This is a genomic window from Rhizobium beringeri (genome assembly GCF_004306515.1).
GTDB lineage: Bacteria > Pseudomonadota > Alphaproteobacteria > Rhizobiales > Rhizobiaceae > Rhizobium > Rhizobium beringeri.
Genome location: NZ_SILG01000007.1, coordinates 14,181 through 30,578, shown reverse-complemented (window position 1 = coordinate 30,578; position 16,398 = coordinate 14,181). Strand labels below are relative to the sequence as shown.

Genomic DNA, 16,398 nt, shown 5'->3' with positions numbered 1-16,398 from the left:
TACGCCACAACCGTAGTTCTGACGCTTATCTCGGGTGGAGCGTTCATAATGGCGGTTAGAAGCGCTGACCTGGAGCGCGACGCGGCGACCACCGCTTGGAAGCTGGATGAAACGGTCGAGCAGCTACAGAGTGCTGCCGAAAAGACGACCGAAGACGCCCGGCTGTACGTGATCAAGGGCGAGGAACGATACCTGAATGCCTTTCGGGCGGTCGATGCGGTCGAGCGCGAACGAGAACAGTCGGTAAAGCGTCTCGTCATCTCGAACCTGACCGACCAGGAGCGGACGGCCCTGCAGACAGTCGAGGCCGACGCAGAAGTGCTCGACGCCATCGAGGAGCAAGCCGTCAAGGATTTCGCCGCTGGCAAACAGGACGTCGGAAGAGCAGCGGTTTTCTCCCCGGAACATGAGGAAGCGCAGACCGACTTAATGGCTAGCGTCGCTCATTTTACCGACCTTGTCGACGCGAGAGGACAGGAAGACCTTCGTTCCGCCAAGGAGAAGGCGGACCTTTGGGGAGCAATAGCGAAATCGCTTCTGGCAATCACCGCGCTCGTATTCTTGAGCGTGCTCTACTTCGTATTGAAGCGGCGGGTTGCACGTCCACTCCACCAGATGAGCGGCGTCGTCCGGCGATTGGCCAAACAGGACTACACCGTCGAACTGCTGGCTGACGGCCGCCGAGATGAGATCGGCGACATGAACGACGCCATCCAAATCTTCCGAGACAACGGATTGGAGCGCGACAGGCTCGACGCCGAGCGGCGCAAGGACCAGCAGATAAAGGATCTGATCCTCCAGTTGATGCATCGCCTGCAGGGTTGCCAGGACGAGGCAGAACTTGCTCCGGTGGTGGCCCGCTATGCCGTGCAGATTTTTCCCGAGCTCCGCGGGCACCTGTTCGTCATGAACGAAGGCCGGACCGTCTTGAGCGCCGCGGGCACCTGGGGTGCTCCACGCCGCTCGACCACCGAGTTTCCGTCCATTCAGTGCTGGGGACTTCGACGTGGCCGCCCCCATCTCAGCGAGGTCGAGCATGGCGACGTCCCGTGTCAGCATCTGGACGAAACGACCAAAGACGGAAGCCTCTGTATGCCACTCGCGGCCCATGGCGACACGGTTGGGATGCTCTACTTCGAAGGTCCCGACGGTGGATTGGAGTTGATCGCCGCCCGCGTCTACATCGAGTTGATCGCAGAGAACCTGGGGTTGGCCATCGCCAATCTGCAGCTCCGAGATCGACTGGCCAACCTCGCGGTGAAGGACCCGCTCACGGGCCTTCTGAACAGACGGTCGCTCGACGAGAACCTCAATCGACTGCGCCGGGAGGCGACTGATCTCCCCGCTGCGCTGATGATGATCGACATCGACCACTTCAAGCACTTCAACGACGACTTCGGGCATGACGCGGGCGATTTCGTTATGAGCCAGGTGGCAGCGATCATGATGGACGTGGCTGGAAATCATTGGGCAGTGCATCGGTTCGGTGGGGAAGAGTTCGCGATCGTGATGCTAGGCACCGACCAGAAGGAGGCGAGGTCGCTTGCGGAGCGACTGCGCAGCGGAATCGAGAGAGCGCCTATCACCTACTTGGGTCGGCCGCTCGGCACCGTGACGGTCTCGATAGGCGTGGCGTCAACACAAGACGGGCAACCGTCGACAAACCTGATGCAGAGGGCCGACGCGTCCCTTCTTCGAGCGAAGGCTGGTGGGCGCAACGTCGTCATCACCGATTGGACTACCGGAGATGTCGAGCGGCCCGCCGTTTAGCTTGCTACGAAGCGGACGGGCCGGGTGGCGAAAATTCGATGAAGCATTTCGGCGGCGGTATGTTCGTGTTCCCAGCCCGCCGATCGGCAACATATTGGATTGCCTCGACAAGCTCGAGATCGCGGACTGGCTTCTGGATGACGCCTAGCGCTCCAGGCACGCCGCCTCGGATCGCACCGGGATCGCTGGTCATGAACAGGACCGAAACGTCCGTATCCGCCAAGGTGCGGCCGATGATCGGCCCGGTTGGCCCATCTTCAAGATTGACGTCAACGAGCGCGATGTCCGCGCCGGTGGAAAGCAAGAGCGCCTGATACATGTTGCTCGCGATGCCGACGGTGTGGTGGCCAAGCTCTTCCACCGTATCCTGCAGGTTCAAGGCGATCAGTGGCTGGTCTTCGACAATCAGTACGTTGAATGACATTCGTCTTCTCCGGGGCTGTCCTCGTGAAGCTAATCCCTGCGGGCAGAGCCAGTTCCAATAAAACTCGGCGGGACGCCCTATCGCCGCCGACAACGAGACTGTCTCGCCCCTCCTCACGACCCCCGTAAGTGTCTCGAAATTCCTTCGAGCGCTTTTTGTCTGGCGCGGAGACGATAACGTATCGCTTGCCATCCGTGGGCGTGTCCTGATGAGCGAGATCGATCATCGAGTGTAATGCCCGAGCCGCGGGTGATCTCCGCCAGCATTTCCATCGCCGGTCCTCCTAGGAAAACCGGCCTGTGCGCGGCGTGGAGGCGATGGCGCAGCGTCCCGACGGCTCGATGTTCCCGTTCCTCCCGTTCCCGACCCCCATCCGAAATGCTGACGGCGATCTCGTCGGGGCCGTGAATATGCTGGTTGACATCAGCGACCGGAAGTTGGCCGAGAGCAACCAGCGGGTCTTCCTCGACGAGCTCAATCATCGGGTTAAAAACAACATGACGATGCTGTACGCCTTGATCCGTTCAGCCGAGCGGGAAAGCCACAGCACCGAGGCGCGGGCGGTTCTGGGTGATGCTGCTCAGCGTGTCGGGGCCATGGCCGCCGCTCAGCAGGTTCTTTACACCGAGCATGATCGAACCGGGGTGTATGCTCGTGATTTCGTCAGGGCGTGCGACAGCGCCAGACAGGCGTTCTCGAAAGACGTCACGCTCCACATCGACGTCGACGCCCGATACTTGCGGAACGACATTACGATGCCTCTGGCTCTTATTCTCAACGAGCTGCTCACGAATGCCGCTAAGCATGGCTGCGACGATTCCGGCAGGTGCGAAATATGGATCTCTCTGATGCGGTCAGACGATGAATACGTCCTGACGGTGCGCGATTGCGGTCCCGGCTACGATTTCAAGGACACCGGCCGGCGCTCCTCCGGAACCGGACTGATATCCGGATTGGTGCGGCAACTGCGTGGCTCGTTCTCAGTTTCTCCTGGGCCGGGCGCGCTATGCACCGTCCGATTCACGGACCAACCCTGCAACTGAAACAGCCTCTCTCCATGAACCCCCTCGACCCCTACGATACGAAAGGCTCCGAGCGAGCGGCAGGCGGGGGAAATCCAATACGCATTCTGATCGTGGAGGATGAGTTTCTCATCGCGCTCGAGCTTGAATATCGCCTTCGCGACGCGGGTTTTGAAGTCATCGGCATTGCGGCCACGGCCGGCGAAGCATTGTCCATTGCAGCCTCAGGCCGACCCGCTCTCGCGATCATGGACATTCGACTGGCCGGCCACACGGATGGTATCCAAGCGGCGATAGAGTTAAACGCCACCCTCGGCGTCCGCTCGATCTTCGCCTCCGCCCACGCCGATCCCGAAACGCGCAAAAGAGCTGCGGCAGCCTCGCCGATCGGTTGGTTGCAAAAGCCCTATCCGGCTGACGCCTTGATCAATCTGATCAGGCAGCATCTGAGTTGATGTCGTCCACCGTCGTTCGACGTTCGACGTTCGACGTTCGACGATGGCGGCGCTCAGACGCTTTGCGGCACCATCTCTCCGAGAAACTAAATGAACAATAATTGAGCGATTGGACGGCCGCTCAGCGCACAGGAGATTGAATTGCATGGGGTTGGCAACATCGCCGAGCAGCCAACCGCATAACAAAGACAATCCCAGTGTGTAGTCACAAATACTGCCGGAAACATACATTTAGTGAGTGCCTATTCTACAGCACGTACGTCGGAGACGTTGCTCCTCGATATATTCGTTGCAAATCAAAGATAAGTTGCTCAAAGAACAACTTCGCAGCGCCTTGAGAATTGCTAACAATCATCCCCCGTCACTGCTGGCATGAACCGACCGGTAACCAAATTTGGCGTTCCAACATCGCACAACAGGTTGAGTCCTGATATGCATTACTCTCGCTAAACTGGTGGAGACGAAGTTGCCTGAAATGATGTTGATGTGTTCCACCAATCCGATCACAGTCCACAGCTGGTTCCCCGACACTGCGAACAAAGAGTTCATCTCTTTGCAGGCAGCCATCGAATACGCGGCGGAGCACGTCGACGAGCTTCCAGCGATCGAGATCCTCATCCGCACAGGCGCCCGTCGTTATGTCATCATTTGGGGCGATCAACTTGCTGCCTTGATCACGCGGGTTTGCGTTCTTCATCGAGGCAAGGCATCCCAAGGACATTGAGCCTGAAAATCGCCAACCGGCTCGGGCTCCTGCGTCGACTCGAAGGCGCAGGGTACCGGCCTTGCGATCCTCGCGATCCGCCCTCTCCTGCCGGTTGGACCCTCAGTCGTCCGGAACCGCACAGGAACTTTTCCGGCTATCTACAGTTAGGCCGCAAGGATCGCACAGGCGCCCCATACTGGGGTTGTCCGCTTCCCTCTTCCTGTGCGATCCGTCCTTCCCCGGTTGCCCCGTTTCGGCGGGGCTAATTTTTGATACAGCAAAGCGCGAGCATCAGGTTGATCTTATGCCGCAAGGCGGCAACGGCCCCATCGCTCGCATAGGCAATGATGCTCGCGGATGAAAGATCAAAAAAATCCGTCGGCGCGGGAACAAAAGGGTCCGTTGATAGTAAAACATTCGGGCCGTGCGGAGATTTGTTAAACGCAGCCACCCAACACTTCGATGTGCGGCCCACTCAACCCAGAACTAAGCCCCGCTTCAAAACGCGGGGCCTTTTTTGGCCCAGGAATACTTCAAATGATCTTCAACCAATGCCGAAGCGCCGCCACCGCGCCATCGCTGGCATCGGCAATCATCCCGCCGATCACGAGGCCGGCTAAGCGATAGGACGTGATGCTAAAGCCGACGGTCTTCTTTGAGGTAAGCGTCCGGTGAGGGCCGTCTTGCGAGGTTGAGACGAACATCGGAAGTCCTAGTGCAAACACTAGGAGTAGTCCTATGACGAAGCATCAGATTGAAGTGATCACGTCTGTCGAGCGCCGACGGCGCTGGTCTCAGGAAGATAAAGAGCGGCTCGTTGCAGCCTGTCTCGAGCCAGGTGCAGTGCTTTCCGAGATTGCCCGTGCGGCCGGTATCCATGTCAGCCAGCTCTTCCGTTGGCGCAAGGAGCTTTGTCAAATCGAGGAGCCGAGGACGGAAACAGCGAGCACGTTGGTGCCGGTGGTCGTGTCCGAGGCCGCGCTTCCAGCCTCGCCCATTCCCTCGGGGCCACCCACCCCATCGCAGTCCCGCCGGAAGCGCAGCGATGTGACGATTGAACTCGGTCGGGACCGTCGTATCCGCGTAGACAGCGACATCGACACGGACGCGCTGGGCCGCATTCTCGATGTCGTGCTGGGGCGGAGATGATCCCGGTTCCGAGTGGTGTGAAGGTCTGGCTGGCGACCGGTCACACGGACATGCGCAAAGGCTTCCCCGGTCTGTCGCTGATGGTGCAGGAGACGCTGAAGCGCGATCCGATGTGCGGACATTTGTTCGTGTTCCGGGGGCGCGGTGGAGGTCTGATCAAGGTGATCTGGCATGACGGACAAGGAGCCTGTCTATTCACGAAGAAGCTGGAGCGCGGCCGCTTCATCTGGCCGTCAGCCGATGACGGCACTGTGGTGATCACACCGGCGCAGCTCGGTTATCTGCTCGAAGGCATAGACTGGCGGATGCCGCAAAAGACCTGGCGGCCAACATCGGCAGGATGAGCAAAAGCACTGGAATGGCGGACTCGAATATGATTCCATCCTGCCATGAGCGACGCGACTGATGAGCTTCCGGACGACCTTGCCAGTGCGCTTGCACTGCTGGCCGAGGAGCGTGCCCGGCGTATCGCTGCCGAGGCAGAGGCAGCGACCGCCAAGGCGCAAGCCGCCAGCGCAAAGGCGCTCGTGTCGCATTCCGAAGCGCTGATCGCGCGGTTGAAGCTGGAGATCGAGAAGGTTCGCCGCGAACTTTACGGCAGCCGGTCAGAACGCAAGGCGCGACTCCTCGAACAGATGGAACTGCAGCTCGAGGAGCTGGAGGCTGACGCTGGCGAAGACGAACTGGCGGCAGAGGTTGCGGCCAAAGCCTCGACGGTCAGGGCTTTCGAGCGCAAGCGTCCATCACGGAAACCATTCCCTGAACATCTGCCGCGCGAGCGTGTCGTTATCGCGGCCCCGGCGAGCTGCCCTTGTTGCGGTTCGGGCAAGCTGTCGAAGCTGGGCGAAGACATCACCGAGACCCTGGAGGTCATCCCGCGTCAGTGGAAGGTGATCCAAACGGTGCGGGAGAAGTTCACCTGCCGCGAATGCGAGAAGATCACCCAGCCACCAGCTCCTTTCCATGTGACGCCGCGGGGCTTTGCCGGGCCCAGCCTTCTGGCGATGATCCTGTTTGAGAAGTTCGCGCAGCATCAACCGCTGAACCGCCAGAGCGAGCGCTATGCCCGAGAGGGTATCGACCTCAGCCTGTCGACGCTGGCAGATCAGGTCGGCGCTTGCGCCGCGGCGCTGAAGCCACTCCATTCGTTGATGGAAGCGCATGTCCTGGCTGCCGAGCGGCTGCATGGCGACGACACCACAGTGCCGATCCTGGCGAAGGGAAAGACCGATACGGGTCGCATCTGGACCTATGTCCGAGATGACCGGCCGTTTGGCGGGCAATCGCCGCCGGCGGCTCTCTACTATGCTTCGCGAGATCGACGACAAGAGCATCCCGAGCGCCACTTGAAGACCTTCACCGGCATTCTGCAGGCTGATGCCTATGGCGGCTACAATCCGCTGTTCAAGGTAGACCGCGATCCGGGGCCGCTGACGCAGGCGCTCTGCTGGTCGCACGCGAGGCGCAAGTTCTTCGTGCTGGCCGACATCGCCACGAATGCCAAACGCGGCAGCCGCGCCGCGCCGATCTCGCCTATGGCGCTGGAAGCCGTCAAACGGATCGATGCGCTGTTCGACATCGAGCGTGAGATCAACGGGCTTGCCGCAGCGGAACGCCTGGAGCGCCGTCGCAAGCACAGTCTGCCGCTTGTCGGCGAACTGCACCGCTGGCTTCAAACCGAGCGGGCAAAACTGTCGCGCAGTTCTCCGGTCGCAGAGCCGATCGACTACATGCTGAAGCGCTGGAACGGCTTCGTGTCGTTCCTCGACGACGGCCGGATTTGTCTCACGAACAATGCCGCCGAGCGCGCGCTCAGGGGTTTTGCACTTGGAAGGAAGTCATGGCTCTTCGCCGGATCGGATCGCGGCGCTGATCGTGCTGCCTTGATAGTGACGCTGATCATGAGTGCCAAGCTCAACGACATCGATCCCCAGGCTTGGCTTGCTGACGTCCTGGCCCGCATCGCCGACACGCCAATCAGTAAGCTGGAGCAATTACTCCCGTGTTGGGGTGGACGGCTCCCCACGGCATCGCAATGTGCCAGAATGAGTTCGTTGAAAGCTCAATCGAGGGAGACCGTCCGTGGAACAGATTATCCGAATTGGTATGGATACGTCAAAGAGTGTGTTCCAATTGCATGGCGTGAACACAGCCGAACAACCAGCCCTTCGCAAGAAGCTGTCGCGTAGGGAGATGGTGAAATTCTTCGAGAAAGCGCCACCGACCACCATCGCACTCGAAGCCTGCGGTGGCTCTCATTATTGGGCGAGGTTGTTAAGTTCGTTTGGTCATGAGGTGAAATTGATCGCGCCGCAACTGGCGAAGCCCTACGTCAAGCGCGGCAAGAATGATGCGGCGGATGCTGAAGCGTTGTGCGAGGCGATGAGCCGCCCCACGATGCGCTTCGTGCCCGTGAAAACCGCCGACCAGCAGGCGGCCTTAATGCTGGTCGGTGTGCGAGAGCGGCTGATCCGCAATCGGACACAGCTTGCCAATGCCATACGCGGTTTTGCCATGGAGTTCGGCATCGTCGCGGCCAAGGGCATGTGCCGGATCGAACCTTTATTGGAGCGAATAGCGGCTGATCAATCCTTGCCGGAACTGGCCCGTGAGCTTTTTGCCATGCATGGCGTTGAGTATCGAGATTTGCTTACCGAAACGAAAGCCGTCGAGGAAAAACTGATTGCGTTGCATCGCTCCGATGAATGCAGCAGGCGCCTGGCCGAAATCCCGGGTGTTGGGCCGGTCGGCGCGTCGCTTTTGATGATGAAGACCCCAGATCCCAAGATGTTTAAGTCGGGTCGCGATTTTGCCGCCTGGATAGGGCTTACACCGAAAGACCATTCGACCGCAGGCAAGGTCAGGCTTGGGGTGATCACTCGTGCGGGCGACGAAATGCTACGAAGCATATTGGTGGTTGGCGCGACTGCTCTTCTTCAGCATGTCAGATTAGGTCGAAGCAGACATACTTCCCGATGGCTGATCGAACTCCTCCAACGGAAGAAACCGAAGCTGGTTGCGGTGGCGCTGGCCAACAAGATCGCCCGTGTCGCCTGGAAGCTCATGGTGAGTGGCGAAACGTATCGGCGGACAGAGGGACAAACACAGGCAGTATAGGAGATCGGCCATCACGGTGAGCACAGAATGAATGCTACCGTGTTGAGCTGATGCTGTGAACTTGCAAGAGAAAAGCAGATGGTGCGATCGATCGATCCAAGACGCGTGACACTCCGTCAATTCCACTGGCCTTTTAAGGTCGTTACCGTGTTAGGAACGCGCGTTGCGGAAACCATCTTGGCCAGTGGTCATGTGCGACCACACACAAAGGCCGCACATATGGAAGCAGGCGATCCGGTCAAAAATATCTGCAAAAAAGCTTGCAAGTGGGAGCCGTCCACATATGGAATTGGCAGCCACACGGACTTAACGCTCAAGCAGCCTAACCTGCGGCCCTCACCGGATGCATACTCTTTGAGCGTGGCGGCTTTGTCATGTCACGATCACGTCAGTGACCGCTTAAAGGCGAGGAGGGCGAAAGCATCTCGCAAATCAAATAGCTTTGATAGAGCGGTTGCGCCGTTCAGCCGACCTTCGTCGATGGATTGACCCACTCGTGGCGCGGCATTTCCGGCCGCTGCGGTTTCGGGCGAAACTTCACCAGCACCTCGTGGCCATCGCACGCAGTCACTCCTGGCTATATAGCCGTCCCTGTTGGCATGGCTTTTGCTGCCCGCACTATTGCAGTGCAAGCCCCCAAGCTGAGGGATCGAGGTATTCGCGAGGCGGCTGCATTTCGCCGATGTCGACGGGTCGACGCGTAAACGCCATCGTGTCGAAGCTCTCCACTGCGCTCAAGCCGGACCAGTGGTCGTCCTTCAACGGAATACCGTCGGACGTGATGCACTGCTTCTGACTTGCATCGGCCATATTCGGCGTTAGGTCATACCATGTGCAATTTTCGCCAAGAAACTGGCCCTGCTCGCCCAGATTTTCCATTCCAGTTTGGCTGCTGAATTTAGAGAAGGGACGCTTCGGGTCCAGCGAAGAGCGACCAGCGACAATTCTGCGTTCCCTCTTCGATGACGAATAGAAAATACCCTGGTTCTCAAGCTCGTTCCAAACCTCGATCCGGATCGACCCGTCCTTGCCGTCACGTTGACGAAACCACCATGGATAATGTCGCAACATCCTTACCTCAGAGGTCCTGTCTATCGACGGATTGTCAGACGCCCTCGCGACTAATTTCGCCTCGAAGTCGACGGCGCTCGGAGGGTGATCCGGGTAGGTACGCAGCGGTTTGAGCCATGTGCTTGCGTCAAAAAGCTGTCTTGGCGGCAACACTTCGGCCTCCGGGACCGGACCGCGCTTGATCTCGGTCAGTCGCGCCTCGGACATCACTTCACCCTTGGAAAAGAGAACCTTGGTTGCGACCTCTATTCCGTCGCTGGTCAAGCAGGTCATCCAAATAGGGCTTGGCGGAGGGGCTCGAACTATTTCCCACCAGCGGCACTCCTCGCTGCCCACTGTCTCCACATCGTTCGTTTCCTTGACCTGCTTGATGCCGAGGTAGTCATACGATGGCTCGACTTGCCTGATATTGAAGCGCTTAATCTCCTCTCCATCTTTCTTGCCTGTTGACAAAACAATGTTCTGAAAGAAGCGCCCATACCAGATATGTGTCTCGTCACCTTGTGTCTCCTCAACGTGCGTCCAGCCGTTGTGATGCTGCACGACCCGCCAGTAGTCCTTTCCATCTAATGTGTCGCGCACAGCCAGCTTCGCGGTGTAGTCGGGGACGTTCGTGTTGGGGAAAAACGGAAGCCCGTTTGCATGCGCGGTGCCGGTCGCAAGGGCAATAACCACGAAAACGATCATTCGGTTCATGAAACTACACCCACGATGGCCTACGCACCTATCGGTAGCATCCAACGCTGGAGATAACAACCGAGACGCAGGGGCAAGCCCCGAGCGCCAGGTCAACCCGCGCTTCCCAATCCTCCCGCAATCGAGAGTGCCACCAGCTGTGCTATCGAGCCTGCGCCAAAGCCTTGCTTCAATCGCTCTATACGGTGCTCGATGGTTCGGTGGGAAAGTTCGACTTGCTGTCCGATCTCCTTTTCGGAAAAGCCCTCGTACAGCAACGGAAGGATAGCGCGATCCACGTCGTCAACATCCGCTCTTGTGCGAGGGATCGGAAGCAGTAGCTCAAAATCGATCACGCATCGGCCACGACGGGACTACGCGTGCTTTGGGCCATTAGAGTTCGAACGCGGCCAGTACGAACTGGCAGTCGACGCAATGATCCGGTGCGTCGGGGTTGATCAATGAGTTTGATCCCATATCCCCTTTTTAGCAGGGCATTGCAGCAACGATGCTAGGAAAGCGTCATGCAATGAAGGGTTCCAAACCCCTCATACTCGATGAGGCTATCGTGCTCGTCGTAAAGCAAGACGGTATAGGCTGATCAAGACGCCAAACGTAAGTAGGAAGACAGAACCAAACACTGTGGCAAACCCCGTGTAGCTGTCGAGGGTCCACCACACGAAAGGGTTGGAAATAGGCAGCCGGATGAGGATTGAAAACACCGCGTAACAAGCCATGGTGGCGCAGATCAGGCATATCACCATTGCACAAAAGATGCCGATCATTGCTTCCACCCGCGACATCCGCCTCCCTTCCGCATATCCCCGCCGCTGTACTGCGCCAACAAACCAGTTTCTGCGAGTAGCAACGACAGCCATTGCACCAATCCTAGTTGTACTATATTTTCTGTCACTATGAAGACGATCATCCTCAACATCGCCACGGCCTTCTTCGACGCCTAGCGGCACCTCCCTTGTTGAAGGGGTTCGAAGCCGGTGCATTGCACCTGGGGTACGTTTAGCCAGCTCCGCTTGCGGAGAAGTTATCGCTGGCTGCGATTGAGGAAACATCATGCCACTCGTAATTCTGACCGGCGCATCAGGAGCCGGGAAAACAACCATTGCCGAAGCGATTCAGCGCCTGCACGGCCAAGAAATCGACGTCTTTTATAAGGACCGCATCGGCGTGCCGCCCGTGGAAGAGATGATTGAGCAATTCGGCTCCGTCGAAGGATGGCAGAGAGCTGCAACTTTCGAATGGATGGGTCGATTATCGGCCCTCGTCGCACAAGGGCGCAGCGTCTTATTTGAGGGCCAGTCTCGTTTTGCTTTTCTGGTAGAAGCGGCCGAACGCGCGGGAATCATGCCCTACGCCTGCATCCTCATTGATTGCGACGACGAGACTAGAACAAGACGGCTTTCGATTGATCGGGGTCAACCTGATTTGGCGAGCGCGGATATGATGAACTGGGCCAGTTTTCTACGAAATGAGGCATCCGCATATGGATGCGAAATTCTCGACACATCAAATCTGACGCTGGAACAGGGGGTTGAACGTGTCATTCGCGAAGTGCGGAGGCATGTTTAGGCCGAAATAGCGGTAAAAGGCATAGCTAGGCGGCCTGATCTTCACGCAACATCGCGGCGTGATGCTATCCATGCAACGCAGCCGAAGGAGAGAGCCACACCCGGCAGCTTCGAAGGTTCCGTATGGGTATTCGCCGATTGGGCGTTCTGGTCGCACCGAACTTGGAATTGGAAGCACATGAATTTTAAGCAGAATAGAGATTTCCTTGAGTTCTACTCATTGCCGTTCGAAGTCATCACCGCGATCATCGACCGAGCTGGTCAGCTTGCGAAGCATTGGGCCGACCGCACCATGCCGCAATCGCTGAAAGGCAAACGGGTTGGTGTTATCGTCGATGACACTGGATGGCGGAATACTGCCGCCTTCGATCTCGGCGTGAAGGCTATGGGAGGCGTCTGCGTGCAGCCGCCGATCAGCTTCAATGTCCGCGAGACCACCGCCGACCTTGCGGGCTACCTCGACAATTGGTTTGATCTTCTCGTCATCAGGACCAAGGAACTCTCTACCTTGCGGGAACTTGCCTCCGTCATGGATGCGCCCGTTATTAATGCCCGGACAACGGCCAATCATCCATGCGAAACGCTTGGCGATCTTGCTTACGTCAAGAGCGTCAGGGGATCACTTGAAGGCCTTAAAGTTGTCGGGATAGCCCCAGATGCCAACATCTTCCGTTCATGGGTCGAGGCGTCGAAGTCCATGCCCATCCGTGTCGTCCAAGTGTATCCCGAGCGCTGGCACGTTGCCGACCCCAACCTGTTAAACCCGAATTTCGAAACCAGCCGGGATATCCGGTGTGTCCTTGAGGCGGATGTCATCATCACGGACTCGTGGCCGAAAGATACAGAGGAACGCGAGTTGGCAGAATATCAGGTGACGGCAGCGCTCCTCGATGAGGGAAAGCGCGACATGATCTTTCTGCCATGTCCGCCGGTCGCTAGGGGGCAAGAAGTGACGGCCGACGCAATGTCGCACCCTTCATGTCAAAGCCGTCCAGCAAAAGCATTCCTGCTTCACGCCCAGAACGCACTGATGGAGTGGGCTACGTCCTGACCATGGGCCCGGCATGACCGAAAACCTCAACCAATCCCCAATCGAAATCCCTCCCCAGTTTTGGGGGGTACGATATAACGGAGCGCATTTTCCTGGCGCTCGTGGTGTTCGCGGCGTTGAAGGTGGCGCGAACTGTCAACAATACGCATATTCAATTTTGAGGCATTTTGGCTTCGAGCTGCCTGACTTTCGGTCGAGCGATCTCTGGGATGACACCGCGCATACGGCGGTCTCTAAGGACCCGAAGCCGTTCGATCTGGTCTTAGTGAATGATGAGCCCAAAAGCTTCGGCGCACATGTGGGGCTTTCTTTGGGGCAAGGCTTGGTTCTACATCTATCCAAGAGGATAGGTTTTCCAGCCGTCGAAACGCAGGAGCAGATGCAAAACCGCGACGAGTATCGCTTCCTCATCGGCTTCAAAACTGTTCTGGTGCGCCGCGAGCAACGATGACAGCGCTCGGCCGCCAGCAAACATAGACCCGTCGCCTTGCATCAGGAGCGGCCATTGTGGTCGCTCGCGAAGCGCCTATCATTCGGCTGATTTTCCAGACCAGAAGGAGGCCACCGATGTCCAAAGTATTCGAGGTTCTAAAACGGCTGGATGATGCGAAAGTCCATTATTTCATCGGGAGATATCGTCCTGACACGATAGACATTACGGCTACAGTGGTTGGAGAGCGTGTCGAGATTTCTGTCTTCGACGATGATCATGTCGAGGTATCGCGCTTTTCGGCAACGAGGACGTTCTGGACGAAGACGTTTTGGACGAAATCCTGAATGGGGACGGATGACGGCCGTGTCAAAGCAGCCATGGGCCAGGCTTGCGCCAATTTTGGTCATTGCCGACTAGGTTCTCCTTCCCACCTATCGGGGGCACTTGTTATGACTGATACCGCCCGACTGCTTCACATCGCCGTTGAGGACAACATCGCTTGGTGCAGTAGCGTCTGTTCTGCACATGGATCGAACGAAACGAGGTCTTCAAGGGCCTGGGCGAATTTAGCTATTTCGCCGACGTTTTATCCGAACATTATAACTCGCGAAAAGGGTGTTCAGAACGAAGTTGTTGAACTCGCTTACAAAGTTCGTGAAGCCAATCAGTCTCGAAAGTGGGGGATCAAGGATAGCTTCGGAGACCTAACTCTTGCCCAGCAGGGTTTCGAACGGATACTCGCTGGGCATTGGTACGGTGGCACGGTTTCCGGCGGCGAGACTGCCGACTGGAAGACCGTAACCTCTCCAGCCGAGTTGCATTTATGGGAAAGAGCTTGGGGTTCTTCTGACGACACCGTTTTCCCTGGCACCTTACTTGAAGATCACAGAATTACCTTTTGGTTCAAGGGTGAGCCAAGCGCAATTGAATCTGGCTTCATCAGCTTTGACACTGGATTTTCGCTTGGGGTATCAAATTGGTTCTCCCTCAAAACCCAGTCATTCACGCAGATGGGAGCATTGCAAGCTGCGGGATCGGCTTCACACGGACTACCTATCGTATGCTGGTCTAGGGACGATTTAGGCGGTGAAGAGATGGGGTTGGCAAAACTTGGCCCTCTTCAAGTCTGGATATCTCAGTAATCCAGTGAGCGATCCTTTGGCCGTACCCGGTGTTCCGCCCCCACTTCCAGGTCTGTCTCTTCCACGGACGAGCAATAGGAGGTCGCCATGTTCACCATGCTCGCGCCGTCATTCAATTTTGGGAATCCTTTACTGATGGGCATCGGAACTGCCAGCGGACATGAAGTCACGCGGCTACGGCCATCCCCACGATTCGGCTTGGCTGGCGAGGAAAATAAGCGAGACGAAAACCGCCATAAGCGGAAGTATCAGCTTGGCTTGCTTTGCGTGAAACGACGGAGGCGCTCTCATGACATCGGTTTTCTTCCCGATCTCGGTCAGAATAACCCAAAAGATTGTGCCAAACGTCAAAGTTGCCGCAATCACTAATGCAAGTTTCGCCATCAATGCAACTTAAATGATTGCCTTGATAACGCAAGAACGTCGGTTGTTTGAGAACGGTCGACCGCCTTTGGGCCGTCAACGCGGCGGGCTGCTGTTTGCGGAACCCACCATCCGCCGTATTTTTCCCTTGAGAGAACCAGTTTGCATTTGACCTTGCCCCGTTGAAATAATCCATTTTGAAGTAAGCTCTGGCCCATTGAGAGGACCAGGGAATGAAGCGCAATCGTTTCACAGACGAACAGATCATCGGCATTCTGAAGGAGCACGAGGCCGGCACGCCGGTCTCGGAGCTTTGCCGCAAGCACGGCGTCAGCGATGCCAGCATCTACAAATGGAAGGCCAAATACGGCGGCATGGACGTGTCGGAAGCCAAGCGGCTGAAGACGCTGGAGGACGAGAACACGAAGCTGAAGCGGCTGCTGGCAGACGCGATGCTCGACAATGCAGCTTTGAAAGACCTTTTGGGAAAGAAGTGGTGACGCCCGCAGCAAAGCGGAACGCTGTCACTCATCTGATGAGCCACCATCAGATGAGTGAACGGCGGGCGTGTAAAGCCATCGGCGTTTGCCGGATGACGATCCGTTACGAAACCAGGCGCAGCGATGACCATGACCTTCGCGAGCGGATGAAGGCGTTGGCGCATGAACGTCGCCGCTTCGGCTATCGACGCATTCATGTGCTGCTCAGGCGTGATGGCCACCTTGTGAACCACAAGCGGCTCTTCCGGCTCTATCGGGAAGAAAAGCTGACGGTACGCAAGCGCGGCGGCCGGAAACGAGCGATAGGCACACGAGCACCGATGCTGATCCCGATGGCAGCCAATGATCGTTGGTCGCTGGACTTCGTGTCGGATCAACTCACCGATGGACGCAGGTTCCGGGTTCTGACGGTCGTCGACGATTGCACCAGGGAATGCCTTGCACTCGTCGCCGACACATCGCTTTCCGGTCTGCGGGTTGCCCGTGAGCTTGACCGGATTATCGAGGAGCGTGGCAAGCCCAGGATGATCGTCAGTGACAACGGCAGCGAGTTCACCTGCAACGCGATCCTGCAATGGACGGACCGGGCCAAGGTGGAATGGCACTACATCGCGCCTGGCAAGCCGATCCAGAACGCCTTCATCGAGAGTTTCAATGGACGGCTGCGAGACGAGTTCTTGAATGAAACCCTCTTCTCGTCACTGACCCATGCTCGATCCGCGCTTTCAAACTGGCGCAGCGATTACAACGATCATCGACCGCATTCTGGACTCGGTTGGATGACACCTGCCGAGTTCGCTCAGACCATCAAGCCGCGACGTGATGCGGTGCTGCGCAGCCGAAATGGCTCCGCACCGCAACCCGCCGCTACCGCCGCAAATGCAGCAACCCAAAACCGCTGGAGCGAACTCAAAAATGGATAAAACTTGGGGGC

18 protein-coding genes and 3 pseudogenes are annotated in these 16,398 nt (G+C 57.5%); 15 read left to right on the top strand and 6 right to left on the bottom strand.

Features of this window, described 5'->3' with window-relative positions; all coding sequences use genetic code 11:
• The first annotated feature begins 48 nt into the window (after positions 1-48).
• Positions 49-1,770 carry a diguanylate cyclase gene (locus ELH03_RS36205; RefSeq protein WP_348633887.1) on the top strand — a complete coding sequence of 574 codons (1,722 nt, stop codon included), beginning with the start codon at positions 49-51 and terminating at the stop codon, positions 1,768-1,770.
• Between the two features lie 4 nt (positions 1,771-1,774).
• On the opposite strand, the gene ELH03_RS36200 is transcribed toward ELH03_RS36205, so the two are convergent.
• On the bottom strand, positions 1,775-2,194 hold the full coding sequence (locus ELH03_RS36200) for a response regulator (protein ID WP_105009289.1): 420 nt from the start codon (positions 2,192-2,194) through the stop codon (positions 1,775-1,777).
• Between the two features lie 299 nt (positions 2,195-2,493).
• Here ELH03_RS36200 and ELH03_RS36195 point away from each other — a divergent pair, with 299 nt between their 5' ends.
• From ELH03_RS36195 to ELH03_RS36185, 3 genes are all read left to right on the top strand, one after another.
• Positions 2,494-3,237, top strand: a complete 744-nt coding sequence (locus ELH03_RS36195) for a histidine kinase dimerization/phosphoacceptor domain -containing protein (RefSeq protein ID WP_245485491.1) — start codon at positions 2,494-2,496, stop codon at positions 3,235-3,237.
• A gap of 14 nt (positions 3,238-3,251) precedes the next feature.
• A complete protein-coding gene (locus ELH03_RS36190) occupies positions 3,252-3,671 on the top strand; it encodes a response regulator (RefSeq protein ID WP_128403694.1) in 420 nt (139 codons plus the stop codon).
• Positions 3,672-4,146: 475 nt separating this feature from the next.
• A complete protein-coding gene (locus tag ELH03_RS36185) occupies positions 4,147-4,395 on the top strand; it encodes a hypothetical protein (protein ID WP_226532312.1) in 249 nt (82 codons plus the stop codon).
• 515 nt (positions 4,396-4,910) lie between these two features.
• Here ELH03_RS36185 and ELH03_RS37705 read toward each other — a convergent pair.
• Positions 4,911-5,081, bottom strand: coding sequence for a hypothetical protein (locus ELH03_RS37705; RefSeq protein ID WP_165420570.1), 171 nt, complete (start codon positions 5,079-5,081; stop codon positions 4,911-4,913).
• A gap of 34 nt (positions 5,082-5,115) precedes the next feature.
• Here ELH03_RS37705 and tnpA point away from each other — a divergent pair, with 34 nt between their 5' ends.
• The 4 genes and pseudogenes from tnpA (at position 5,116) to ELH03_RS36165 (ending at position 8,643) form a co-directional block, all read left to right on the top strand.
• On the top strand, positions 5,116-5,526 hold the full coding sequence (gene tnpA / locus ELH03_RS36180; RefSeq protein WP_018244910.1) for an IS66-like element accessory protein TnpA: 411 nt from the start codon (positions 5,116-5,118) through the stop codon (positions 5,524-5,526).
• The gene (gene tnpB / locus ELH03_RS36175; RefSeq protein ID WP_018244911.1) at positions 5,523-5,870 is read left to right on the top strand and encodes an IS66 family insertion sequence element accessory protein TnpB; all 348 of its coding nucleotides are present in this window, start codon (positions 5,523-5,525) and stop codon (positions 5,868-5,870) included. The genes tnpA and tnpB overlap by 4 nt, the downstream gene beginning before the upstream one ends.
• Before the next feature lie 45 nt (positions 5,871-5,915).
• Positions 5,916-7,547, top strand: a pseudogene (tnpC, locus tag ELH03_RS36170) (IS66 family transposase); the annotation flags it as partial.
• A 61-nt stretch (positions 7,548-7,608) separates the two neighbouring features.
• Entirely contained in the window at positions 7,609-8,643 is a 1,035-nt protein-coding gene (locus tag ELH03_RS36165) for an IS110 family RNA-guided transposase (protein ID WP_128405660.1), read from the top strand.
• A gap of 463 nt (positions 8,644-9,106) precedes the next feature.
• Here the strand turns inward: ELH03_RS36165 and ELH03_RS38875 are convergent.
• The 3 genes and pseudogenes from ELH03_RS38875 to ELH03_RS38745 form a co-directional block, all read right to left on the bottom strand.
• A pseudogene (locus ELH03_RS38875) lies at positions 9,107-9,202 on the bottom strand (DUF2934 domain-containing protein); the annotation flags it as partial.
• A 59-nt stretch (positions 9,203-9,261) separates the two neighbouring features.
• Complete coding sequence (locus ELH03_RS36160) at positions 9,262-10,410, bottom strand: hypothetical protein (protein WP_245485522.1); 1,149 nt, start codon at positions 10,408-10,410, stop codon at positions 9,262-9,264.
• 92 nt (positions 10,411-10,502) lie between these two features.
• A complete protein-coding gene (locus tag ELH03_RS38745; RefSeq protein ID WP_165420536.1) occupies positions 10,503-10,688 on the bottom strand; it encodes a LuxR C-terminal-related transcriptional regulator in 186 nt (61 codons plus the stop codon).
• Between the two features lie 772 nt (positions 10,689-11,460).
• Here ELH03_RS38745 and ELH03_RS36150 point away from each other — a divergent pair.
• From ELH03_RS36150 to ELH03_RS36130, 5 genes are all read left to right on the top strand, one after another.
• Entirely contained in the window at positions 11,461-11,976 is a 516-nt protein-coding gene (locus tag ELH03_RS36150; protein ID WP_130660703.1) for an AAA family ATPase, read from the top strand.
• 177 nt (positions 11,977-12,153) lie between these two features.
• Entirely contained in the window at positions 12,154-13,026 is an 873-nt protein-coding gene (locus tag ELH03_RS36145; RefSeq protein WP_130660704.1) for an ornithine carbamoyltransferase, read from the top strand.
• Positions 13,027-13,039: 13 nt separating this feature from the next.
• Positions 13,040-13,477: an NlpC/P60 family protein gene (locus ELH03_RS36140; protein ID WP_130660705.1), complete on the top strand. Its 438-nt coding sequence runs from the start codon at positions 13,040-13,042 to the stop codon at positions 13,475-13,477.
• A gap of 116 nt (positions 13,478-13,593) precedes the next feature.
• The gene (locus ELH03_RS36135; RefSeq protein WP_245485523.1) at positions 13,594-13,803 is read left to right on the top strand and encodes a hypothetical protein; all 210 of its coding nucleotides are present in this window, start codon (positions 13,594-13,596) and stop codon (positions 13,801-13,803) included.
• Between the two features lie 105 nt (positions 13,804-13,908).
• The gene (locus tag ELH03_RS36130; protein WP_130660706.1) at positions 13,909-14,601 is read left to right on the top strand and encodes a hypothetical protein; all 693 of its coding nucleotides are present in this window, start codon (positions 13,909-13,911) and stop codon (positions 14,599-14,601) included.
• A gap of 166 nt (positions 14,602-14,767) precedes the next feature.
• Here ELH03_RS36130 and ELH03_RS36125 read toward each other — a convergent pair whose 3' ends face one another.
• Positions 14,768-15,160: a hypothetical protein gene (locus tag ELH03_RS36125; protein ID WP_130807017.1), complete on the bottom strand. Its 393-nt coding sequence runs from the start codon at positions 15,158-15,160 to the stop codon at positions 14,768-14,770.
• Between the two features lie 37 nt (positions 15,161-15,197).
• Here ELH03_RS36125 and ELH03_RS38425 point away from each other — a divergent pair.
• Positions 15,198-15,350 (top strand): annotated as a pseudogene (locus ELH03_RS38425) (transposase); the annotation flags it as partial.
• The gene (locus ELH03_RS36120) at positions 15,317-16,387 is read left to right on the top strand and encodes an IS3 family transposase (RefSeq protein WP_245510192.1); all 1,071 of its coding nucleotides are present in this window, start codon (positions 15,317-15,319) and stop codon (positions 16,385-16,387) included. The pseudogene ELH03_RS38425 and the gene ELH03_RS36120, both read left to right, overlap by 34 nt.
• The last annotated feature ends 11 nt before the right edge of the window (positions 16,388-16,398 follow it).

What these genes read in the sequence shown, in the direction of transcription:
- ELH03_RS36185 (WP_226532312.1), top strand. Translation starts at nt 4,147, where the DNA reads ATGATGTTGATGTGTTCCACCAATCCGATCACAGTCCACAGCTGGTTC.
- ELH03_RS36150 (WP_130660703.1), top strand. Translation starts at nt 11,461, where the DNA reads ATGCCACTCGTAATTCTGACCGGCGCATCAGGAGCCGGGAAAACAACC.
- ELH03_RS36125 (WP_130807017.1), bottom strand. Translation starts at nt 15,160, where the DNA reads ATGGATTATTTCAACGGGGCAAGGTCAAATGCAAACTGGTTCTCTCAA.
- ELH03_RS36120 (WP_245510192.1), top strand. Translation starts at nt 15,317, where the DNA reads ATGGAAGGCCAAATACGGCGGCATGGACGTGTCGGAAGCCAAGCGGCT.
- ELH03_RS37705 (WP_165420570.1), bottom strand. Translation starts at nt 5,081, where the DNA reads ATGTTCGTCTCAACCTCGCAAGACGGCCCTCACCGGACGCTTACCTCA.
- ELH03_RS36140 (WP_130660705.1), top strand. Translation starts at nt 13,040, where the DNA reads ATGACCGAAAACCTCAACCAATCCCCAATCGAAATCCCTCCCCAGTTT.
- ELH03_RS36145 (WP_130660704.1), top strand. Translation starts at nt 12,154, where the DNA reads ATGAATTTTAAGCAGAATAGAGATTTCCTTGAGTTCTACTCATTGCCG.
- tnpB (WP_018244911.1), top strand. Translation starts at nt 5,523, where the DNA reads ATGATCCCGGTTCCGAGTGGTGTGAAGGTCTGGCTGGCGACCGGTCAC.
- ELH03_RS36160 (WP_245485522.1), bottom strand. Translation starts at nt 10,410, where the DNA reads ATGAACCGAATGATCGTTTTCGTGGTTATTGCCCTTGCGACCGGCACC.
- ELH03_RS36205 (WP_348633887.1), top strand. Translation starts at nt 49, where the DNA reads ATGGCGGTTAGAAGCGCTGACCTGGAGCGCGACGCGGCGACCACCGCT.
- ELH03_RS36190 (WP_128403694.1), top strand. Translation starts at nt 3,252, where the DNA reads ATGAACCCCCTCGACCCCTACGATACGAAAGGCTCCGAGCGAGCGGCA.
- ELH03_RS36130 (WP_130660706.1), top strand. Translation starts at nt 13,909, where the DNA reads ATGACTGATACCGCCCGACTGCTTCACATCGCCGTTGAGGACAACATC.
- tnpA (WP_018244910.1), top strand. Translation starts at nt 5,116, where the DNA reads ATGACGAAGCATCAGATTGAAGTGATCACGTCTGTCGAGCGCCGACGG.
- ELH03_RS36200 (WP_105009289.1), bottom strand. Translation starts at nt 2,194, where the DNA reads ATGTCATTCAACGTACTGATTGTCGAAGACCAGCCACTGATCGCCTTG.
- ELH03_RS36135 (WP_245485523.1), top strand. Translation starts at nt 13,594, where the DNA reads ATGTCCAAAGTATTCGAGGTTCTAAAACGGCTGGATGATGCGAAAGTC.